Origin of the sequence: Eggerthella sp. BIOML-A4 (assembly GCF_009875575.1) — a bacterium.
Classification (GTDB): Bacteria; Actinomycetota; Coriobacteriia; order Coriobacteriales; family Eggerthellaceae; genus Eggerthella; species Eggerthella lenta.
This window is the reverse complement of record NZ_WWRX01000001.1, coordinates 357283-374362: the sequence shown is the minus strand read 5'-3', so window position 1 is coordinate 374362 and position 17080 is coordinate 357283. Positions and strand designations below refer to the sequence as shown.

The following is a 17080-nucleotide window of genomic DNA, read 5'->3' as shown; positions in this document are numbered from 1 at the left end:
CACGGTTCGGAATCCGCATTTACATGATTTATGCAAGACTGGAGGTGAAGTTTTTACCTACGAGAATTCAATTTACGATGCCGAGCCGATGGCCGCCTCCGACGTGGCGTTCCTGGCGCCCGAGCTGGTGTCGGAGGCCGAGGGCCCCGTGCCCGTCCCCGCGCCGGCGGAAGGGCGACTGGGGTACCGCTTCGTGAAGAGAGTCTTCGACATCGCGTTCAGCGCGTGCGCGATAGCCGTGCTCCTCGTCCCTTCGATCGTCCTCTGCATCGCCATCCGCCTGGAGTCCCCGGGCTGCCCCATCTACTCCCAGAAGCGCGTCGGGCGCATCGGGAGGAGCGGCGAGGTCCGCACCTTCGACATGTACAAGTTCCGCTCCATGCACAAGGACGCCGACGAGCGCCTGGCGGAGCTCCAGGAACTCAACGAGGCCGACGGCCCGCTGTTCAAGATCAAGGACGACCCTCGCGTGACGAGGATCGGCAAGTTCATCCGCAAGCACTCCATAGACGAGCTCCCGCAGTTCCTGAACTGCCTCATGGGCCAGCTCTCCTGCGTGGGCCCGCGCCCGCCGCTCCCCTCCGAGGTGGCCCAGTACGACGAGCGCGCCATGCGCCGCCTGTCCGTCAAGCCCGGCCTCACCGGCTACTGGCAGGTGAGGGGCCGCAGCGACACGACCTTCGACGACATGGTGGCCATGGACCTCGCCTACATCGAGGAGAGGTCGTTTCTGGTGGACCTCAAGGTGATAGCGAAGACGGTTGTGACGATGCTCGATGGCAAAGGCGCGTGCTGAGATGGGTTGTTGCGGACGAGCGGCAAAAGTTGATGCATTGCTCAGTCTTCGGGCCGGAAAAGGTGTTCGAACGACGGTCGAATGGTGTTACGGGGCAGATGCTATGCGCGTTTTCGCAATAGCGTCTTCGCATTCAAGTAGGAGATCTTAAGTGTCGTGCGACAATGGTTCATATTCGTTTCTCATGAGCATCTATGAAAAAACCAAAGCTTCGGAACTGAGTAGAAGCATAGATTGCATGCTTGGACAGACGGTTCCCCCTTCTGAAATCGTAATAGTGAAGGACGGTGGTTTGCCGCCAGCTCTGGACAAACTGCTTGCCGATTATGCTTTGAAGCATCCGAACGTGATGAAAATCGTGGGCTACCCAAGCAACCAAGGACTTTGGTACGCATTGCGCATGGGTCTCGGAGAGTGCTCTAATGAATTGGTAGCCCGAATGGACTCCGATGACTATTCTTGCCCAGATCGCATTGAACAAGAACTGGCCGTGATGCGCAACGACCCCTCTATCGACTGCGTCGGCACAAACGTAATCGAATTCGAGGGATCGTTGGACAATCAGGTGTCGCTCGTCGACCTGCCTAGCAACCATGAGGATATACTTCGCTTCGGAAAAAGAAGATGCCCGTTTCGCCATCCGACGTTGCTGTATAAGAAAAGCGTAGTTCTTCAATCGGGAGGCTATCAAGAGATGCCCCTGTTCGAGGATTACGATCTTTATATGCGCATGGTTAGCGCCGGGGCAAAGTTTCAAAACATTGCCGAACCTCTTGTTTTCGTGGGTGTCGACAGGAGCTTTTTTCAAAGACGCGGTGACCCTAGCTACTTGAAAAAAATGGTCTATTTTCGAACAACGTGCTTAAAAAGAAGGGATATCAACGCCTTTGAATACACCACTTCAATTATCCCCCACGCTATTGTTTGCTTGTTGCCGAATCGGCTAAGGGCATTCGCTTACAAAACGTTCTTGCGCGCAGAGGTAAAATGAAAAGGGCAATCAATAACGCACTCGTTCGTACGCGAAATGGAGTGAACCGACTCTCAAGAGCGCTGATAGGAAGCGAAGCGACGAGAAAGCTGCTTGTTGTTCGATACTACCAACTTAAGATTGCGGCTCATAACGCAATGCGAAAAAAAGCCGCAAACGATATCAAGAGCTTGATGTCTTGGCGTACTGCAATGAAATGCAGAATAGATTTTTCATCGGAAGTATACCGTGGTAACGCTCTGTACGGTTTGGGGAGGGTGCTTCGCAATTATTGTGGAGTTGTCGACTCGCCTAAAGCATGCATAGAGCATGGAGTTCATTTTGGGGAATACGTGAATCAGAGCGAGACTGACAAGAGCGAATTGCCCGCGCTGTTTACGCTTAGCCCGTATCGACTTGAGCAGATCCGAAAAGCATCTTCGGTTCCTGTGTGCATCGTTGGGCCTTATATCGCATATTCGAAAGATTATCTGGACAACAAGAGCATTGAGGCAATTCGGGATCGGCTTGGAAAAACCATCCTAGCGATTCCCAGCCATTCAGTTAGAGGAGGAACGGTATCGTATGACTACAAGGATTTCATAAACGAAATCCGGCGTGTTAAAAATGCTATCAACGCGCAGACTATCCTTGTGATGTTGTATTACCAAGATATACTAAACGGGGATGCTGCTATTTTCGAAGACGCGGGCTTTGTTGTTGTGACATGCGGATATAGAGAGGATTGTCATTTTCTAGAACGGCAAAGAACCTTAATCAAGCTTGCTGATTTCACTATGTCAAACAGCATAGGAACCCACGTTGGGTACTGCGTCTATATGGGAAAGCCCCATTATTCCTTCAAGCAATGGTATGAATACGACATCGTTTTACATAGCGAAAAAGATACGGCAAAAGCGCAAGGTGAGCTTTTCGAGCAAGAGGTGGTAAGAGACGCCTTTTCAAGCTGCGAAGAAGCAATCACGGAACAGCAGCTGTCCATTTGTAAAAAATATTGGGGGTTCGATTATGTGAAGTCGAAGGAAGAGATGAGATTGATTCTAGATATGTGCTCAAAGGCCTACGCTGCTCCTCCTTGCGCCAGGCAGAGCCGACTACGAACAGAACTCGAAAAGCACGAGAATGAGAAAATAAGGCAGCTCTTCTGCTGTTAGATCCATTGCATAATTCCATTTTGAGGGCAGTGATCTTTAGATTGGTGCATGTGTTTTGCTGACTTTGTTATTGTATCTCTGTGTATTCATCTTTTCGGTTTTGCTCGCAGGCCTTTACCAAAATTCAAAGGATAAGGGGGAACTGGAAAACAAATTTGTCCGCATGGTTTTTCGCACGGTCGTCGTTCTTTCTCCTGCCGTACTAATTGGCCTGAGGGGCTTGAACGTCGGATACGACACGGAAGCAATGACGTATCTTTTGTTTTCGGGCCCATTTTCTCTGGACTATCTTCTAGAAAATCAGCACGATCCCCTATCGATTCTCTTCGCCCATGTTGCGAATAGTGTTTTCGTTGGAAATGAGTCGGCTTATCTTTTCAGCGTAAGTTTTATTACTCTGTTCATCATGTTCGCCGCCATTGAAAAGTGGAGCGATTTGATTTCCATCCCATTTGCTTTGATGGTTTATTATTTGTATTTTGCTTTAATCGGCATGGATCAATTTAAACAAGTTTTCAGTATGTCGATTCTCTTTTATGCCATCGCAAAATTGAGAAGTCATAACGACGCGCAGTTTTTTCTGCTCACCACAATTGCAGGCTTTTTCCATTCGACAAGTTTTATCGGATATGCTTTTTATTTTTTCAGGCTTAAGGGCAAAAAGAAACCCGTTCTTAAAGCGATCATGCTCGTCTGCATTCTGGTTGCCACACTCTACCCAGATGCTCTTTTCTCGCAACTCTCCAAACTGTTCGGAGAGGGAGCATACTCGATGTATTTTTCGGGTAGGTTCTATGACCGGGCGCAAGGAGCGGAAAACACCGGTTTGAGATTCGTTCTCGATATCGCTCCGTGCATCTTCCCGCTTTTCTTTCGCAAGGTTTTTCCAGACGATATCAAGTGGATGCTTACGCTGTCCCTTTTGGCCACCATGCCCCTAAGAGCATTGGGTTATGAAGCTGAATTCTTGCATAGGGTGTATTACGATCCGGCGCTTGCTATCATTCTGGCCTATCCTGCAGTTTGGGCGGGACTACCTGCTAACAGAAAACCCATCTTTCTAGTCGGCTCGCTAGCGCTTCTGGGAGCTTACTATTTCATAGCGTTCTCGACTAGCCATGGGGTTACGTCGTACGCCATGAGCATCCTGTGAATCCAGGACAAGTCATATTACGTTTAACTCTAATGATATCGGAACAGGACAATGTATAAAGTTGCACTTGTGATGGCGGATAATCCTTTTGCACCCAATGGGGCGGCTGGATACATGGATCGTCTTTTCAAAAAGAAAGCCTATTTTCAGACTCTTGAGGTTGGTTTGCTTGACTTATGCCATGGGCAGGTTAATTTCACCAATGCTCAGATGCATCAGGAGAGCATTGGTGGCAGAATAAAAAGAGGCGCTAAGCAGATTCTCGGAAACACCAAACCTGGCACAATGATGGCTCTAAAAAGATCTGCATATTTTCGCGCCAGACACGCAGTTGAAATGTTTGCATGCTTGGAAGATGCTCCGGAAGCCGTCATTTTCAATGACGTTTGGACGCACGATGTGTTTATCCAACAACACCCGGATTACACGGGTGCGAAGATCCAGATAATGCACAACAATGGCGAGTTTGGGAAAATGCTATTGGAAGCCTATCCGCATGTTGATCGCAAGTGGCTTGCATCTCTCGAGGCTAAAATAATTGAAAGCAGCGACAAGATTGTTTTCGTTGGCAAAAAGAACAGAGAGCGGTTCATTGAAATCCATCCGGAAGCAAGTGAAAAAGCAGTTCATGTTCATTTAGGCATAGAGCCATTGGAAGACATCGATGAACCAAGAGAGGTAAATCATAACGATGTTTTTACGTTTGTGTCTGTCGGGACAGTATGCACTAGAAAAAATCAAAGGGTCTTGCTTGAAATAGCCAGATCGAAAGAGATCATCAAGCCAATTAGGTTCATTGTTGTTGGAGGCGGCCCCGATTTGCCATTTTGTGAAAAGCTGGTTGAAAAATATAGTCTTTCTGATTGTGTCGAATTTGTCGGGCCTTCTAACGATGTCGCAAGCTATCTGTCGCAAGCGGATGCTTTTATTTCGACTAGCTATGACGAGGGGTTGCCAACTGTCGCCCTCGAGGCGATGTCATGCTCTTTGCCTCTGGTGCTGACGGATGTAGGCGGTTGTTCCGAGCTGATTAAGGGAAACGGCGTACTTGTTTCCGGATGCAGTCCTGCAGATATTGTTGCAGGAATAAATACATTTCTCGATAGCTTTTCCAGGGGAGAGATTTCAGGAGAAGCTTCTTTGGAATTGTTTCAAAAGCACTATCGAACAGAATCCATGTGCGATGAATATGCAGGCTTGATCAAGGGTCTCATCGAGCCTCATCGCCAACCTAATACGTAGGATAGGGTCGATGACAGGAAAAAACAATGATTCTTCGTCGGGAACAAAACTGTTCCTGACGAATCTATTGTCGCAGTACGGTTTACAGCTGGCGAAGTACATTATCCCTTTGCTAACGCTGCCATACCTGGCTCGCGTCTTGTCTTTGGATGGTTATGGAATTCGCTCATATGTTCTATCTGCCATGACATTGATGAGCGTTATTCTGGAGTTTGGCTTTATGCAATCAGCAACAAAAAAAATTGCTGAAAACAGGGAAGACAAAAGACAAGCGGGTCTGATAACCGGAGCGGTACTTGAGGCGAAGGTTATTCTGATCATGCTGGCAGGTGTTTTCCTTTGTATTTTGACACTTGCGATTCCTTTGCTTAACGAAAATAAGCTCTATGTTGCTATATCGTATGTTGCTATTTCCTTAAACAGTCTTCTGCCGGATTTTGTTTTTATGGGCTATGAAACAATGGGGATTCTTACCTCTCGATACGTCGTGTCCAAGGGAATTGGCCTTATTCTGACTTTTGCGCTCGTCCATTCTGAATCCGATTTGCTACTCGTGCCTTTGATCGATGTTGGTACTTCTGTAATAGCTTTAATCCAAACCTATTTTGGTTTAAAGCGAATCACGGGTGTGCGGATTTCTTTTCCATGCATAGGAGCGGGCGTACAAGAATTGAAGGAATCAGCCGCTTATTTTGTTTCAAATTTTTCATCGACGCTGTTCAACAGTTACACCACCATGGCAATAGGCATTTTCTTTAAGAATCCTGCAGACGTTGCCTTATGGAGCCTGTCCATGACTGTGGTATCCACGATTCAAGCGCTGTACTCTCCAATTTACAACAGCTTGTATGCCTATATGGTTGCCAGAAAAAGGCTCTTGCTGTTCAAAAGGGTGGTACATGCTGGCTTAATTGGAGCTACAACACTGTCGGTTTTAGTCGTAGTGTTTTCTGAGCTCCTCATGCGCATTTTGGGAGGGGAAGGGTATGCGCATGGTTCTTATCTGATCTCCATGATGGCTCCTGTCATTTGGCTCTCTTTCTTCTCTTTGGTTTTCGGATGGCCCTTGCTGGGCGCCTTCGGTTTTACGAAGCACGTTACATACACGACGATCGCTTCGGGCATATTGAGCGTATTTGCCATAACTGCCGTGGGGCTTAGCGGCTATGGAACCCTTGCAACAATGGCCGTTGTCCGCTGTCTAACCGAGGCGCTGCTGTGTTGCTCACGGGTGGGGATCGCATACGTGAAAAGAGGGGACATGGTAAGGATGTCCGCAGCTTGCAAGAGTGCTGGAGAGGATTGATTAACAACATGGAAATGATGACTTCGAACGAGTTAAAGAATTCATTAGTGGAGCTTCTTTGCGATTTCGATTTATTCGCGAGGAAGAATAACCTTCGATATTCGCTTGCATACGGTACGTTGCTCGGATCGATCCGGCACCAAGGCTTCATACCGTGGGATGATGATATTGATTTATGGATGCCCCGGCCGGATTTCGAACGCATGCTGAGCATTCCGTACGTCGGAGAGGTCGACGTATGCCTCAAGAGCCACCTTAATGGAAGATTCTTGTTTCCATACGCAAAATTGACAAGAGCGGATGTTGAGATCGACGACCCTTTTTGGAACAGCTGCGGGAAGCAGAACTTATTCATAGACATATTTCCGTTGGATGGACTGCCGGACGATCCGTCTTCTGTCGAGCATCTTTACCGAGAGGCGCTGAAAATAAAAAACGACATTGCGAAAAGCGATGTTGGTATCGGTTTCGAAAAATCAGCATTCAGAAAGATAGCGAAGCGAGCGTATATCGCTTTACGAGGAGGCAGGCGATGGCGGACGCGAAGTTACGAAAAGATGCAGTCGCTCTGGAGTGCTTATCCTTACGAAGATTCGACCACGGTGGGAATGTACGCATTTCCCACCCCAGGGCTTATAGAGATTATGGAAAAGTCGGATTTCGAAACTGCTATCTCGAAAGGTAAGTTCGAGGGGCGCGATTTTCCCATACCGGGGAACTGGGATCCTATCCTCGAGTGTCTATATGGGGATTACATGACTCCTCCCGCGCCCTCTCAAAGATCGGGTCACGGGCTAAAAGCCTACAAAGTTGCGCTAAGTCAAGTAGAGAAACAACGATAGAACTCTGAAAGCAAGTCTAAGAAGGGGCGCATTATGTTGAACAACAAGACAATCCTAATCACCGGAGGGACCGGATCTTTCGGCAACGCATTCACCCGCTACGTGCTGGAGAACTACGATCCGAAGAAGGTGATCATCTATTCGCGCGATGAGTACAAGCAGTTCGTCATGCGCAATAAATTCATTGCACTCGGCAAAGAGGCAGGAGTCGATTACGACTCCAAGCTGCGGTTCTTCATCGGCGATGTGCGCGACGAGGCTAGGCTGCGCCGTGCGTTCAAGGATGTCGACTACGTCGTCCATGCTGCAGCCCTCAAGCAGGTTCCGGCGTGCGAGTACAACCCTATGGAAGCCGTAAAGACGAACATCGACGGGGCCATGGGCATCATCAGCGCAGCGCTGGACTCGGACGTGCGGAAGGTGGTGGCGCTCTCCACCGACAAAGCCGTGAACCCCGTGAACCTCTACGGCGGCACCAAGCTCGTGTCCGACAAGCTGTTCATCGCCGCGAACGCGTATCGCGGCCAGTCCGGCACCGTCTTCTCAGTGGTCCGCTACGGCAACGTCGCCGGATCGCGCGGATCGGTCATCCCGTTCTTCGACAACCTCGCCAAGTCGGGCGCGACCGAGCTGCCCATCACCGACATGCGCATGACGCGCTTCTGGATCTCGCTCGACGAGGGCATCCGGCTCGTCGTCAAGGCGCTCGAGGAGTCGGAGGGCGGCGAGACCTACATCTCGAAGATTCCGTCGTTCAGGGTGACCGACCTCGCGACGGCCATGGCCCCCGACCTCGGCCAGGTGGAGGTCGGCATCCGCGAGGGCGAGAAGCTGCACGAGTGCATGGTGCCAGAGGCCGACAGCCTGACCACCTACGAGTACGAACGGCACTTCGTCATCTACCCGCATATGGAGTGGTGCGATCTTTCCATAACGGATCTCAAGGGAGGAAAGAAGGTCGAGCCCGGCTTTGTGTACGACTCCGGGACCAACACCGAATGGCTCACGGTCGAGCAGCTTAGGGAGCTTCTGTCGAACATGGAAATCAAGTACTAGGAGGGGCGGGATGGAGAAGCTGGCCATACATGGCGGCACCCCTGCAAGCGAAAGACTGTTGGGTTACGGTCGCCAGTCGATCGACGAAGACGATGTAGCTGCGGTCGTGGACGTGCTCGGAAGCGACTTTTTGACCTGCGGACCCGCCACTGAACGCTTCGAGGGCATCATTGGGGAAACCGTCGGTGCGAGCTATGTCACCGCAGTCGCCAACGGCACTGCTGCGCTGCATGTCGCATGCCTCGCTGCAGGGATCGGCCCTGGCGACGAGGTCGTCGTGTCCCCGATTACGTTCGCCGCTTCGGCTAACTGCGTGCTTTACTGCGGTGGCACCCCTGTGTTCGCTGACATAGATTCGAGAACTTGGAATGTTTCTCCCGAGTCCATCCGTGAGCGAATCAACGAGAAAACGAAGGCCGTCATTGCGGTCGACTTCGGAGGCGTGCACGTGGACTCCGATGAGATACGCAAGATATGCGACGAATTCGACCTCCTGTTCATCGAGGATGCTGCGCACTCCATAGGCACCGCATATAACGGAAAGCCGGTCGGGTCAATCGCCGACATGACCACTTTCAGCTTTCATCCCGTGAAGACCGTCACCACCGGGGAGGGGGGAGCGGTTGCGACGAACGATCCGAAGCTCGCCCGGCGCATCAGCCTGTTCGCGAAGCACGGCATAACCCGCGACCCATCGCTCATGGGCCGCGCAGACGTCGGCGGTTGGTACTACGAGCAGCTCGAACTCGGCTACAACTACCGGATTAGCGACATCGAGGCGGCACTCGGCGCTTCCCAGCTGAAACGCCTCCCTGAGTTCTCACGTCGTCGACGAGATCTGGTGGCGTACTACGACCGGAAATTCGCCGAGATCCCCGAGGTGTCATCCCAGCACGATTTTACTCCTAAGGACACCACGCGCCATCTCTACGTGCTGCGCTTCGATTTAGAGGCTCTCGGATCGGACAGGCGATTCGTGTACGATGCGTTGCACGCCGAGAACATAGGAGTGAACGTGCATTACTTGCCCGTCTACCGACTTCCGTATTATGCGGGCCTCGGTTATGATCAGGAGTGCTGCTCCGAAGCCAACCGCTACTACGAGGAGGCGATAACGCTTCCTCTGCACTGTGGGCTGAGCGACGAGGATGCCTGTAATGTCGTCGAAGCCGTGCGGAAAGTGGTCGAATGGTGCAAGGCTGAGAGCGGGCGATGCCTGTGAACATCGTCGGATCGGAAGCCGGGGCTAAGGCGATGCTCCTTAAGCAATTGAACTCCCTCTTCTTCATAAGCAAGATCGAAGAGGCTGCCATAGACGGGGAGTTCGGCAGAGCGCTGGCACGGTGCCAACGCTCTTTTTCTAAGACCAGAAATAAGTATTACAGTGAAGCGAGTGCGACCAAGTTCGACCCCCTTCAGGGGTGCCAGTGGTCTCGATTCTTGTACGAACTGGCTCGCTGCATATTCGTCGAAGAAGGGGTGTCGTCAGTATGCGATAAGCTATACGCGCTCAACAAGGCCATGAGCTCCGTCGATCTATACTATCAGGTGGCGATGCCCGACATCTTCATGTTCGACCATCCATTCGGATCCGTCATGGGGCGCGCGAGCTACTCGGACTACTTCACGTTCTCTCAAGGATGCACGGTCGGGAACAACCGGGGCATCTATCCTCGGTTTGGCCAATCGGTTTTCATGTTTTCGAACAGCAAGGTCATCGGCGATTGCGAAATCGGCGACAACGTGATCATCGGCGCAAACGCCTACGTGAAGGATACGGACATCCCTGGCGGTTCTCTCGTTTTCGGGCAAAGCCCGGATCTGGTGATCAAAGAGAATAAGCTGGATTATGTGAGGAAGTATGCGGAGCAGGTGTTCTCCTATGAGTAAAGTCGCGATCATAACGGCACGGGGTGGATCCAAGAGAATACCCCGCAAGAACATCAAAGAATTCTGCGGAAGGCCCATCATCGCCTATTCGATCAAAGCTGCGCTCGAGAGCGACCTGTTCGACGAAGTCATGGTGTCCACGGATGACGAAGAGATTGCCGACGTATCGCGCGCTTATGGAGCGAGTGTGCCGTTTATGCGAAGCGCTTCTGCGAGCGACGACTATGCGACAACTACGGATGCGCTGCTTGAAGTGCTCTGCGAGTACGCGAGACGTGGAAGGGTTTTCGACACGCTATGCTGCCTGTACCCTGCTGCTCCATTTGTGAATCCTGACGAGTTGTGTGCGGCCATGAGGATGATTGACATGGGGGCAACATCGGTAATACCTGTGACCTCATTCGATTTCCCTCCTTTACGCGGTTTCAGATTTGACGAAAATGGGAGGCTTCAGTATGCATTTCCGGAATACGCCCTTAGCCGAAGCCAGGATCTCCCCGATATGGTTCATGATTGCGGACGCTTCTACTTTGCGACCGTCGAGGCTTTTGAGAAAAGCCAAGGATTCGTCACGGAAAGGACAAAGGCGATTTATATCGAAAGCAAACTTGTCCAGGACATTGACGTATTAGAAGATTGGGAATTGGCAGAGCAGAAATTTTTGACGATGATTCGGGGGAGCGAAAATGAAATTGCTTGACTCAATAAAGAATAAAGATATTTACTTCATCGCCGAGATGTCCGGCAACCACGGAGGAAAGCTTGACAATGCGATAGAAATAGTCCGGGCGGCAGCCAATGCAGGTGCGGACTGCTTGAAAATTCAAACTTTCACTGCTGATACTATTACCATCGACTGCAATGCCGGCGATTTTCAAACTATGGCGGGAGGGCTTTGGGAGGGACGAACGCTGTACGATCTTTACAATGAAGCTCATACTCCTTGGGAATGGCAGGCTGCTATCAAGGAGGAGTGCGAGAAACTTGGAATGGATTTTCTCTCTTCAGTGTTCGATCCCAGCGCAATCGACTTTCTAGATACGCTCGGTGTTGAGATGTACAAAATTGCTTCTCCGGAGCTTGTAGATATTCCTTTGATTCTCTATGCGGCATCTAAAGGTAAACCCATGATCATCTCCTGCGGCATGGGTACTGCGGAGGAGATCTGCGAAGCCGTTGAAGCTTGCAAGTCCGTCAATAACGATCAGATCGTGCTTTTGAAGTGCACTAGCGAGTATCCGGCGGATTATGAAGATATGAATATTGCAACTATTCCAGACATGAAGGCTCGATTTGGGTGCGATGTGGGGCTCTCCGATCATTCCATGGGCTGGACGGTTGACATTGCGGCAGCAGCTCTAGGAGCTTGTGTGATTGAAAAGCATTTCTGTCTCTCTCGCAAGGAGAGAACGGTCGACTCGGATTTTTCTATGGAGCCACACGAGTTTGCTGGCATGGTTAGAGACGTCCGTCTTGCTAAAGCTGCAATTGGGCGCGCTACATATGAGCGATCCGATAAGGAACTAAGAAATCTTACTGGAAGGCGCTCCCTATACGCGGTCGACTCCATTTCGAAGGGAGAACCATTCACAAAGGATAATGTTAGAAGCATCAGACCTGGGTACGGAATTGCGCCAAAGCACCTCGACAAGCTTCTCGGACGCATTTCCAAGCGCGACATCGACTTCGGTTCTCCGATCACAGAAGACGATCTGGATATATAGCAGCTGATCGGCGCTGTTGGGCTATTGACGTTTCTACGAGGAAGGCATCATGATGAAATTTCTGGTCATAGGTGGTTCAAGTTTCATTGGAGTTTACGTGGTGGACGAGTTGCTTTCGCGAGGCGCGGAGGTCGTGGCAACTGGCAGAAACGAAAGGTTCGCAACCCATTACGAGAAGCGCGGTGTTCCCTATCTGAATCTCGATATATGCGATAAAGGCTCTTTTGACGTCTTCGGCGATGACGCGTTCGATGGCGTCGTTTCGCTTGCTGCAAGAATGCCTGCAAACATTGAGAAAGATGTCAATGACGAGGATATAGCCGAATACATCACAACCAACGTTGTCGGAACAATTAACATTCTCGAATGGTGCCGCTCGCGCGGTATCCGTCGACTAGTTGATATCATTTCGCGTTTTGATTGTAGACTGTACGATCAAAACGCAGTGATTACGGAAGATACGCCCCTCAAATTCTCCTACTGCGATGACCATGCAGCTTATGTTGTAAGCAATAATGAGAAAGCCGAAATGCTCAACTATTACAATAAGCGTTATGCTATGAGGAATATCTGGCTCAGAATTCCTTCGGTTTACGGAGTTGGGCCTCATGGAACCTTTGCCAAAGACGGAGTTGTCCAGAAATCAGGTCTTCAGATTTTCATGGAAAAGGCAACCGTTGGTGAGAAAATTGTTGTTTTTGGAAATCCTTCGACTCCGAAAGACGTGCTTTACGTAAAGGACATGGCGATCGCCATTGCCGATGCCCTTGAGTCAAGTGATGGCGTCGGACTTTACAATGTTTCTTATGACAATAACTTTTCCATATTTGACCTGGCGAAAGCTACAGCAGAAGCATTCGCCGGCCCAGATGGTGAGTCGGAAGTCGTCTCCGATCCAAGCATTTCGAATAACGGCGGATTTCCGAGAATGTCGAATGAGCGGATCAAGACAGACCTCGGCTTTACTCCGAAGTACGGAGATCCTTATAGAATGATGAAAGACTATCATAACGAGCTTGAAAGAGGAGACTATGTGGGACTCTTCGCGTAAGAAGGTTTTCATAAGAACCGATGCTAACAAGGTCATCGCATCGGGGCACGTCATGCGTTGCCTGTCGATAGCTGATGCTCTTTTCGATCTCGGATTGCAGGTTGAATTCGTAATGTCGGATTCTTGTGCGTTTGAAACAATCAGGAGACGGGGCTACGATGTCAGCGCGCTAGACACTGACTGGCGAAGCATCGAAGAGGGGGCGGATTTGCTTGAGAGAAAATGCTTAGAGCTAAGTGAGCCTGCCACGATTCTCGTCGATACGTATTCGATAACGAGGCCATACGTTGATCGTCTGGCGCGCTGCGCTAAAATTTGCTATCTGGGAAGCAAGCGAGACGATCTGGGAAATCTGTCGCTTCTCGCAAACTACTCCACAGATATCGACACTGCCCGTTACGAAGAGCTGTACTTAAAACGGGGAACCGCGCTTTTGCTCGGCCCTCGCTACGCTCCTTTAAAAAAAAGATTCTCCTCTTTAGCAAAAACGCCAAGTGAGACGATCGACAGGGTGCTTCTTACGACAGGCAGCACTGATCCTCATAACTTTATTTCGGAGTTCCTTCGGGCGGTGAAAAACTCTCGTATACTGCGGAGTCTTGAATTCGAGGTTGTCGTTGGCCAGATGTTCGAATTCGAAGACGAAATTGAACATCTGGCCTCCCAAGAGGACAATATTCGACTTCATCGCAAAGTTGAAGACATGGCAGGACTTATGGCAACGGTTGACGTTGCGGTTTCGGCATGCGGCACAACCGTTTACGAACTTGCGGCGGTAGGCCTACCGGTTGTCACTTTCGCTATGGTTGACGAGCAGGTCGCAAGCGCCGAATCCTTAGCGAGGTTGGGGGTCGTGGCGTATTCGGGACTTTTCTACTCGTCAAAACAGGGGGTGCTGAATTCTGCCATTTCCAAACTTGAGGACTTGGTGGCAACTCCTGAAAAAGCTGCAGTTTTGGCAACGAAGGCCCGTAGCCTTATCGACGGCAAAGGAGCGCAAAGGATCGCCAAGGAGCTGGCCGAATTGTGATGGGGGCGACTGATCGCAAAAAGGTTCTTATCCTTGGAGGAAGCAGACTTCAAGCCCCTGCAATTGAAGTTGCGAAGAGGCTTGGCTTCTGGGTTATTTGCGCCGATTACGATCCCGATGCTGTTGGGTTCGCTCTCGCCGATCAATCAGAGCTCATCAGCACGCTCGATGCTGAGGCGGTTCTTGCGCTTGCGAAAAGGGAGCGCGTCGCTTTCGTTATCACTTCGACGAGCGATGCCCCTGTAAGGACAGCTTCTTTTGTGTCTGAGCAGCTCGATCTGCCCGTCGGCATATCCTATGCCGACTCAATATGCGCGACCCATAAAGACGCCATGCGTCGTCGTTTGGCGAAATACAATGTCCCTATTCCAGAATTTAGGGTATGCAGCAATCTCGACGAGTTCGTTGAAGCTCTGAATTATTTCGAATATCGGTGCATCATCAAGCCAGCGGACAGCGCGGCGAGCAGGGGGGTGAAACTGATAGACTCCTCTATTCGTCATGACGACCCGGAGGAGCTGTTCGAAAGGGGGATGTCTTTTTCGCGCAAAAGAACCTTAATGGTTGAGCGGTGCATTTCCGGAACCGAGGTTAGCGTCGAGGGCATGACCGTCAACGGAAAAACCCACATCCTTGCCATCACCGACAAGATGGTAACGGAGCCGCCGTACTTCGTTGAACTCGGACACTCTGAGCCAGCTCTCCTGGAAGATGCCGAAAAGGTTCGCATAGAAGATGTGGCACGAGCCGCAATCGAAGCCGTGGGAATCGTAAACGGTCCCTCTCACACCGAGATTATGATCACGGATAGCGGGCCGATGGTGATCGAAATCGCCGCACGTCTGGGAGGCGACTACATCACTTCTCGGCTCGTTCCCCTTTCGACAGGCTTCGACATGGTTGGCGCCTCCGTGGAGCTCGCATTGGGGATGCCGGTAGACTTCCCTCCGCCCAAACAGGATGGGAGTGCTGTAAGATTTATCGTTTCGGACACTGGCGTGATTTCCGATATCAAGATCGATTCTGCAATATACGATCTTCCCGGTTTCGAAGAGCTTGAATTGTACAAGAAGTCGGGGGATGCGATCTCCGAACCGCATTCGAGTAACGACCGCGTCGGTCATGTAATATGCACCGGCCCCGATGCTCTATCGGCAAGAGAGACGGCCGAGAAGGCTCTATCCATGATCCACGTCTCGCTTTCCTGAAGCGAGACGTCCCATATGTTTAGGATAAATGGCTCTTAACTCGCGACCCATTTGCAGTAGGAGCCAATCCGCTCTATGTTAAACCACCATTGACATATTCGTGCAAGTGAACCAGTTGCGGGACATGCGGGCAGCAGGTCCTCCCTTACGATGGATTTGCCTGGAAGCCATCGAAGAAAGGAAGGGCTGTGAAAAGCATCGTATCGCAATTCATGCTGCAGCTCTCGCACGAGGAGAAGCTGGAGCTGCTCGCCGACCTCAAGGCCGCGATAGCCGACGAGATCGCCGGCTTTCCGGAGGAGCCGGACGGCTACCCGCGGTGCGGGTGCCCGGCGTTCGTCAAGAAGGGGCGCGACGCCGACGGTGCCCAGAGGCGGGCGTGCAAGGGCTGCGGGCGCACGTTCCCGGCGAAGAGCGGCTCGCTGCTCGCGAACTCGAAGCTCGGCCCTTCCGTGTGGATGGCGTTCGCGGAGTGCATGGCCGACGCGTTGAGCCTGCGCGAGAGCGCCGAGCGCTGCGGCGTCTCGCTCTACACCTCGTGGTTCATGCGCATGCGGGTCTGCGAGGTCATGCGCTCCCTCCTCCTGCCCGCGCGCGCAGGCACGTTCCATGTCGACGGCACGCTGGTCAGGGACAACCTGTCGGGAAACCTCAAGAGCTCGAGCCTCGAGCTCGTGCGCGCCCCGCCGCAACGGGCGGGACGGCCGCAAGGGGGCGAAGGGCCGCAGCAAGGAGAGGATCGTCGTGGAGTGCGGGGTCAACAAGTACGGCGACTGCTTCTGCGACGCCATCGACCGCGGCTCGGCGGGCGCCGGCGCGCTCGCCCGGGACCTTTCCGCGAGGATCCCCGAAGGCTCCGCGGTGGTGAGCGACGGGCATCCCTCCTACGGCTTCGCCGCGTCCGCCTGGGAGCACAGGGTCGTGGACCCGAAGGACCCCTCGACGGGCAACATCAACATGGTCAACGCGCTCCATTCGAGGCTGAGGGAGTTTTTGGCCCCCTTCCACGGGGTGGCCACCCGCCACCTGCAGCGCTACCTGGACTGGTTCTGCTACGTCGAGCAGTTCAAGCGCGGGGACATGGATCGCAGGGAGCTGCTCTTCGAGCGCGAGGCCAAGGGGACGTACTGGACCACGAGGCGCATGACCCATCGGGAGATCGGAAGCCTCATGGTGTACTGGACAAGGCAGTATCCTTGCAATGTCAATGGTGGTTTAACATAGAGCCAATCCGAATCGGATGCGGCCGGAGCTTGGCAGCTCCGCTGGATCGACCGTCCAGCCAGCTTTTGTTCTAATATGGCTGCGACCCGTCGAGTCGCCGACCGACCGCCCCGGATGACCCTTCGCCCCTGCCTCGAAGAAGGCCCAGAGCGTGCTGCCATTGGGGATCGGGCGCCGCGGTTGCGGCTGACAGGAGCCTACCAGGGCCGGATGCGTCACGGCAATGCGGTTGCCGAGAGGATGGGGAGCGCATTGCCGTCATAGATGAGTTCCGATGCCTCGACGAAGCAAAATCTGTGCCCACCTTCACGCTCCAGCGCATTTGGGCACCGCCTTGAGGAAAGGAACGCGATGGCGGTGCTTTGCGGACCGCTCGTAAACATGATGGTCGACCAGACTCTGTCCTGCAGCAG

At 51.9% G+C, this 17080-nt stretch carries 16 protein-coding genes; all 16 read left to right on the top strand.

Annotation, left to right across the window (positions count from 1 at the left end):
• Nucleotides 1-88: 88 nt before the first annotated feature.
• The 16 genes from GT613_RS01695 to GT613_RS01620 all read left to right on the top strand — a co-directional run bounded on the left by GT613_RS01695 (nt 89) and on the right by GT613_RS01620 (nt 16667).
• Nucleotides 89-796, top strand: a complete 708-nt coding sequence (locus tag GT613_RS01695; protein ID WP_161172481.1) for a sugar transferase — start codon at nt 89-91, stop codon at nt 794-796.
• Nucleotides 797-980: 184 nt separating this feature from the next.
• Complete coding sequence (locus GT613_RS01690; RefSeq protein WP_041691748.1) at nt 981-1787, top strand: glycosyltransferase; 807 nt, start codon at nt 981-983, stop codon at nt 1785-1787.
• Nucleotides 1784-2941 carry a hypothetical protein gene (locus GT613_RS01685; RefSeq protein WP_015761159.1) on the top strand — a complete coding sequence of 386 codons (1158 nt, stop codon included), beginning with the start codon at nt 1784-1786 and terminating at the stop codon, nt 2939-2941. The genes GT613_RS01690 and GT613_RS01685 overlap by 4 nt, the downstream gene beginning before the upstream one ends.
• Before the next feature lie 163 nt (nt 2942-3104).
• Complete coding sequence (locus GT613_RS01680; protein ID WP_041691656.1) at nt 3105-4094, top strand: EpsG family protein; 990 nt, start codon at nt 3105-3107, stop codon at nt 4092-4094.
• Between the two features lie 51 nt (nt 4095-4145).
• The gene (locus GT613_RS01675) at nt 4146-5336 is read left to right on the top strand and encodes a glycosyltransferase (protein WP_015761161.1); all 1191 of its coding nucleotides are present in this window, start codon (nt 4146-4148) and stop codon (nt 5334-5336) included.
• A gap of 10 nt (nt 5337-5346) precedes the next feature.
• Nucleotides 5347-6642 carry an oligosaccharide flippase family protein gene (locus GT613_RS01670; RefSeq protein ID WP_015761162.1) on the top strand — a complete coding sequence of 432 codons (1296 nt, stop codon included), beginning with the start codon at nt 5347-5349 and terminating at the stop codon, nt 6640-6642.
• Nucleotides 6643-6650: 8 nt separating this feature from the next.
• On the top strand, nt 6651-7484 hold the full coding sequence (locus GT613_RS01665) for a phosphorylcholine transferase LicD (protein ID WP_015761163.1): 834 nt from the start codon (nt 6651-6653) through the stop codon (nt 7482-7484).
• A gap of 33 nt (nt 7485-7517) precedes the next feature.
• A complete protein-coding gene (gene pseB, locus GT613_RS01660; protein WP_015761164.1) occupies nt 7518-8540 on the top strand; it encodes a UDP-N-acetylglucosamine 4,6-dehydratase (inverting) in 1023 nt (340 codons plus the stop codon).
• Nucleotides 8541-8550: 10 nt separating this feature from the next.
• Nucleotides 8551-9762 (top strand): UDP-4-amino-4,6-dideoxy-N-acetyl-beta-L-altrosamine transaminase, encoded by a 1212-nt coding sequence (gene pseC / locus GT613_RS01655; RefSeq protein WP_015761165.1) that lies wholly within the window; start codon nt 8551-8553, stop codon nt 9760-9762.
• Nucleotides 9753-10430 carry a transferase gene (locus tag GT613_RS01650; RefSeq protein ID WP_015761166.1) on the top strand — a complete coding sequence of 226 codons (678 nt, stop codon included), beginning with the start codon at nt 9753-9755 and terminating at the stop codon, nt 10428-10430. The genes pseC and GT613_RS01650 overlap by 10 nt, the downstream gene beginning before the upstream one ends.
• The gene (gene pseF, locus GT613_RS01645; protein WP_015761167.1) at nt 10423-11130 is read left to right on the top strand and encodes a pseudaminic acid cytidylyltransferase; all 708 of its coding nucleotides are present in this window, start codon (nt 10423-10425) and stop codon (nt 11128-11130) included. The genes GT613_RS01650 and pseF overlap by 8 nt, the downstream gene beginning before the upstream one ends.
• A complete protein-coding gene (gene pseI / locus GT613_RS01640) occupies nt 11117-12154 on the top strand; it encodes a pseudaminic acid synthase (protein ID WP_015761168.1) in 1038 nt (345 codons plus the stop codon). Before pseF ends, pseI begins: the two co-directional genes overlap by 14 nt.
• 49 nt (nt 12155-12203) lie before the next feature.
• Nucleotides 12204-13205: an NAD(P)-dependent oxidoreductase gene (locus GT613_RS01635; RefSeq protein ID WP_114518486.1), complete on the top strand. Its 1002-nt coding sequence runs from the start codon at nt 12204-12206 to the stop codon at nt 13203-13205.
• Nucleotides 13186-14235: a UDP-2,4-diacetamido-2,4,6-trideoxy-beta-L-altropyranose hydrolase gene (pseG, locus tag GT613_RS01630; RefSeq protein WP_015761170.1), complete on the top strand. Its 1050-nt coding sequence runs from the start codon at nt 13186-13188 to the stop codon at nt 14233-14235. Before GT613_RS01635 ends, pseG begins: the two co-directional genes overlap by 20 nt.
• Nucleotides 14235-15443: an ATP-grasp domain-containing protein gene (locus tag GT613_RS01625; RefSeq protein WP_015761171.1), complete on the top strand. Its 1209-nt coding sequence runs from the start codon at nt 14235-14237 to the stop codon at nt 15441-15443. The genes pseG and GT613_RS01625 overlap by 1 nt, the downstream gene beginning before the upstream one ends.
• Nucleotides 15444-16052: 609 nt before the next feature.
• Nucleotides 16053-16667, top strand: coding sequence for a transposase (locus GT613_RS01620; protein ID WP_114522552.1), 615 nt, complete (start codon nt 16053-16055; stop codon nt 16665-16667).
• The last annotated feature ends 413 nt before the right edge of the window (nt 16668-17080 follow it).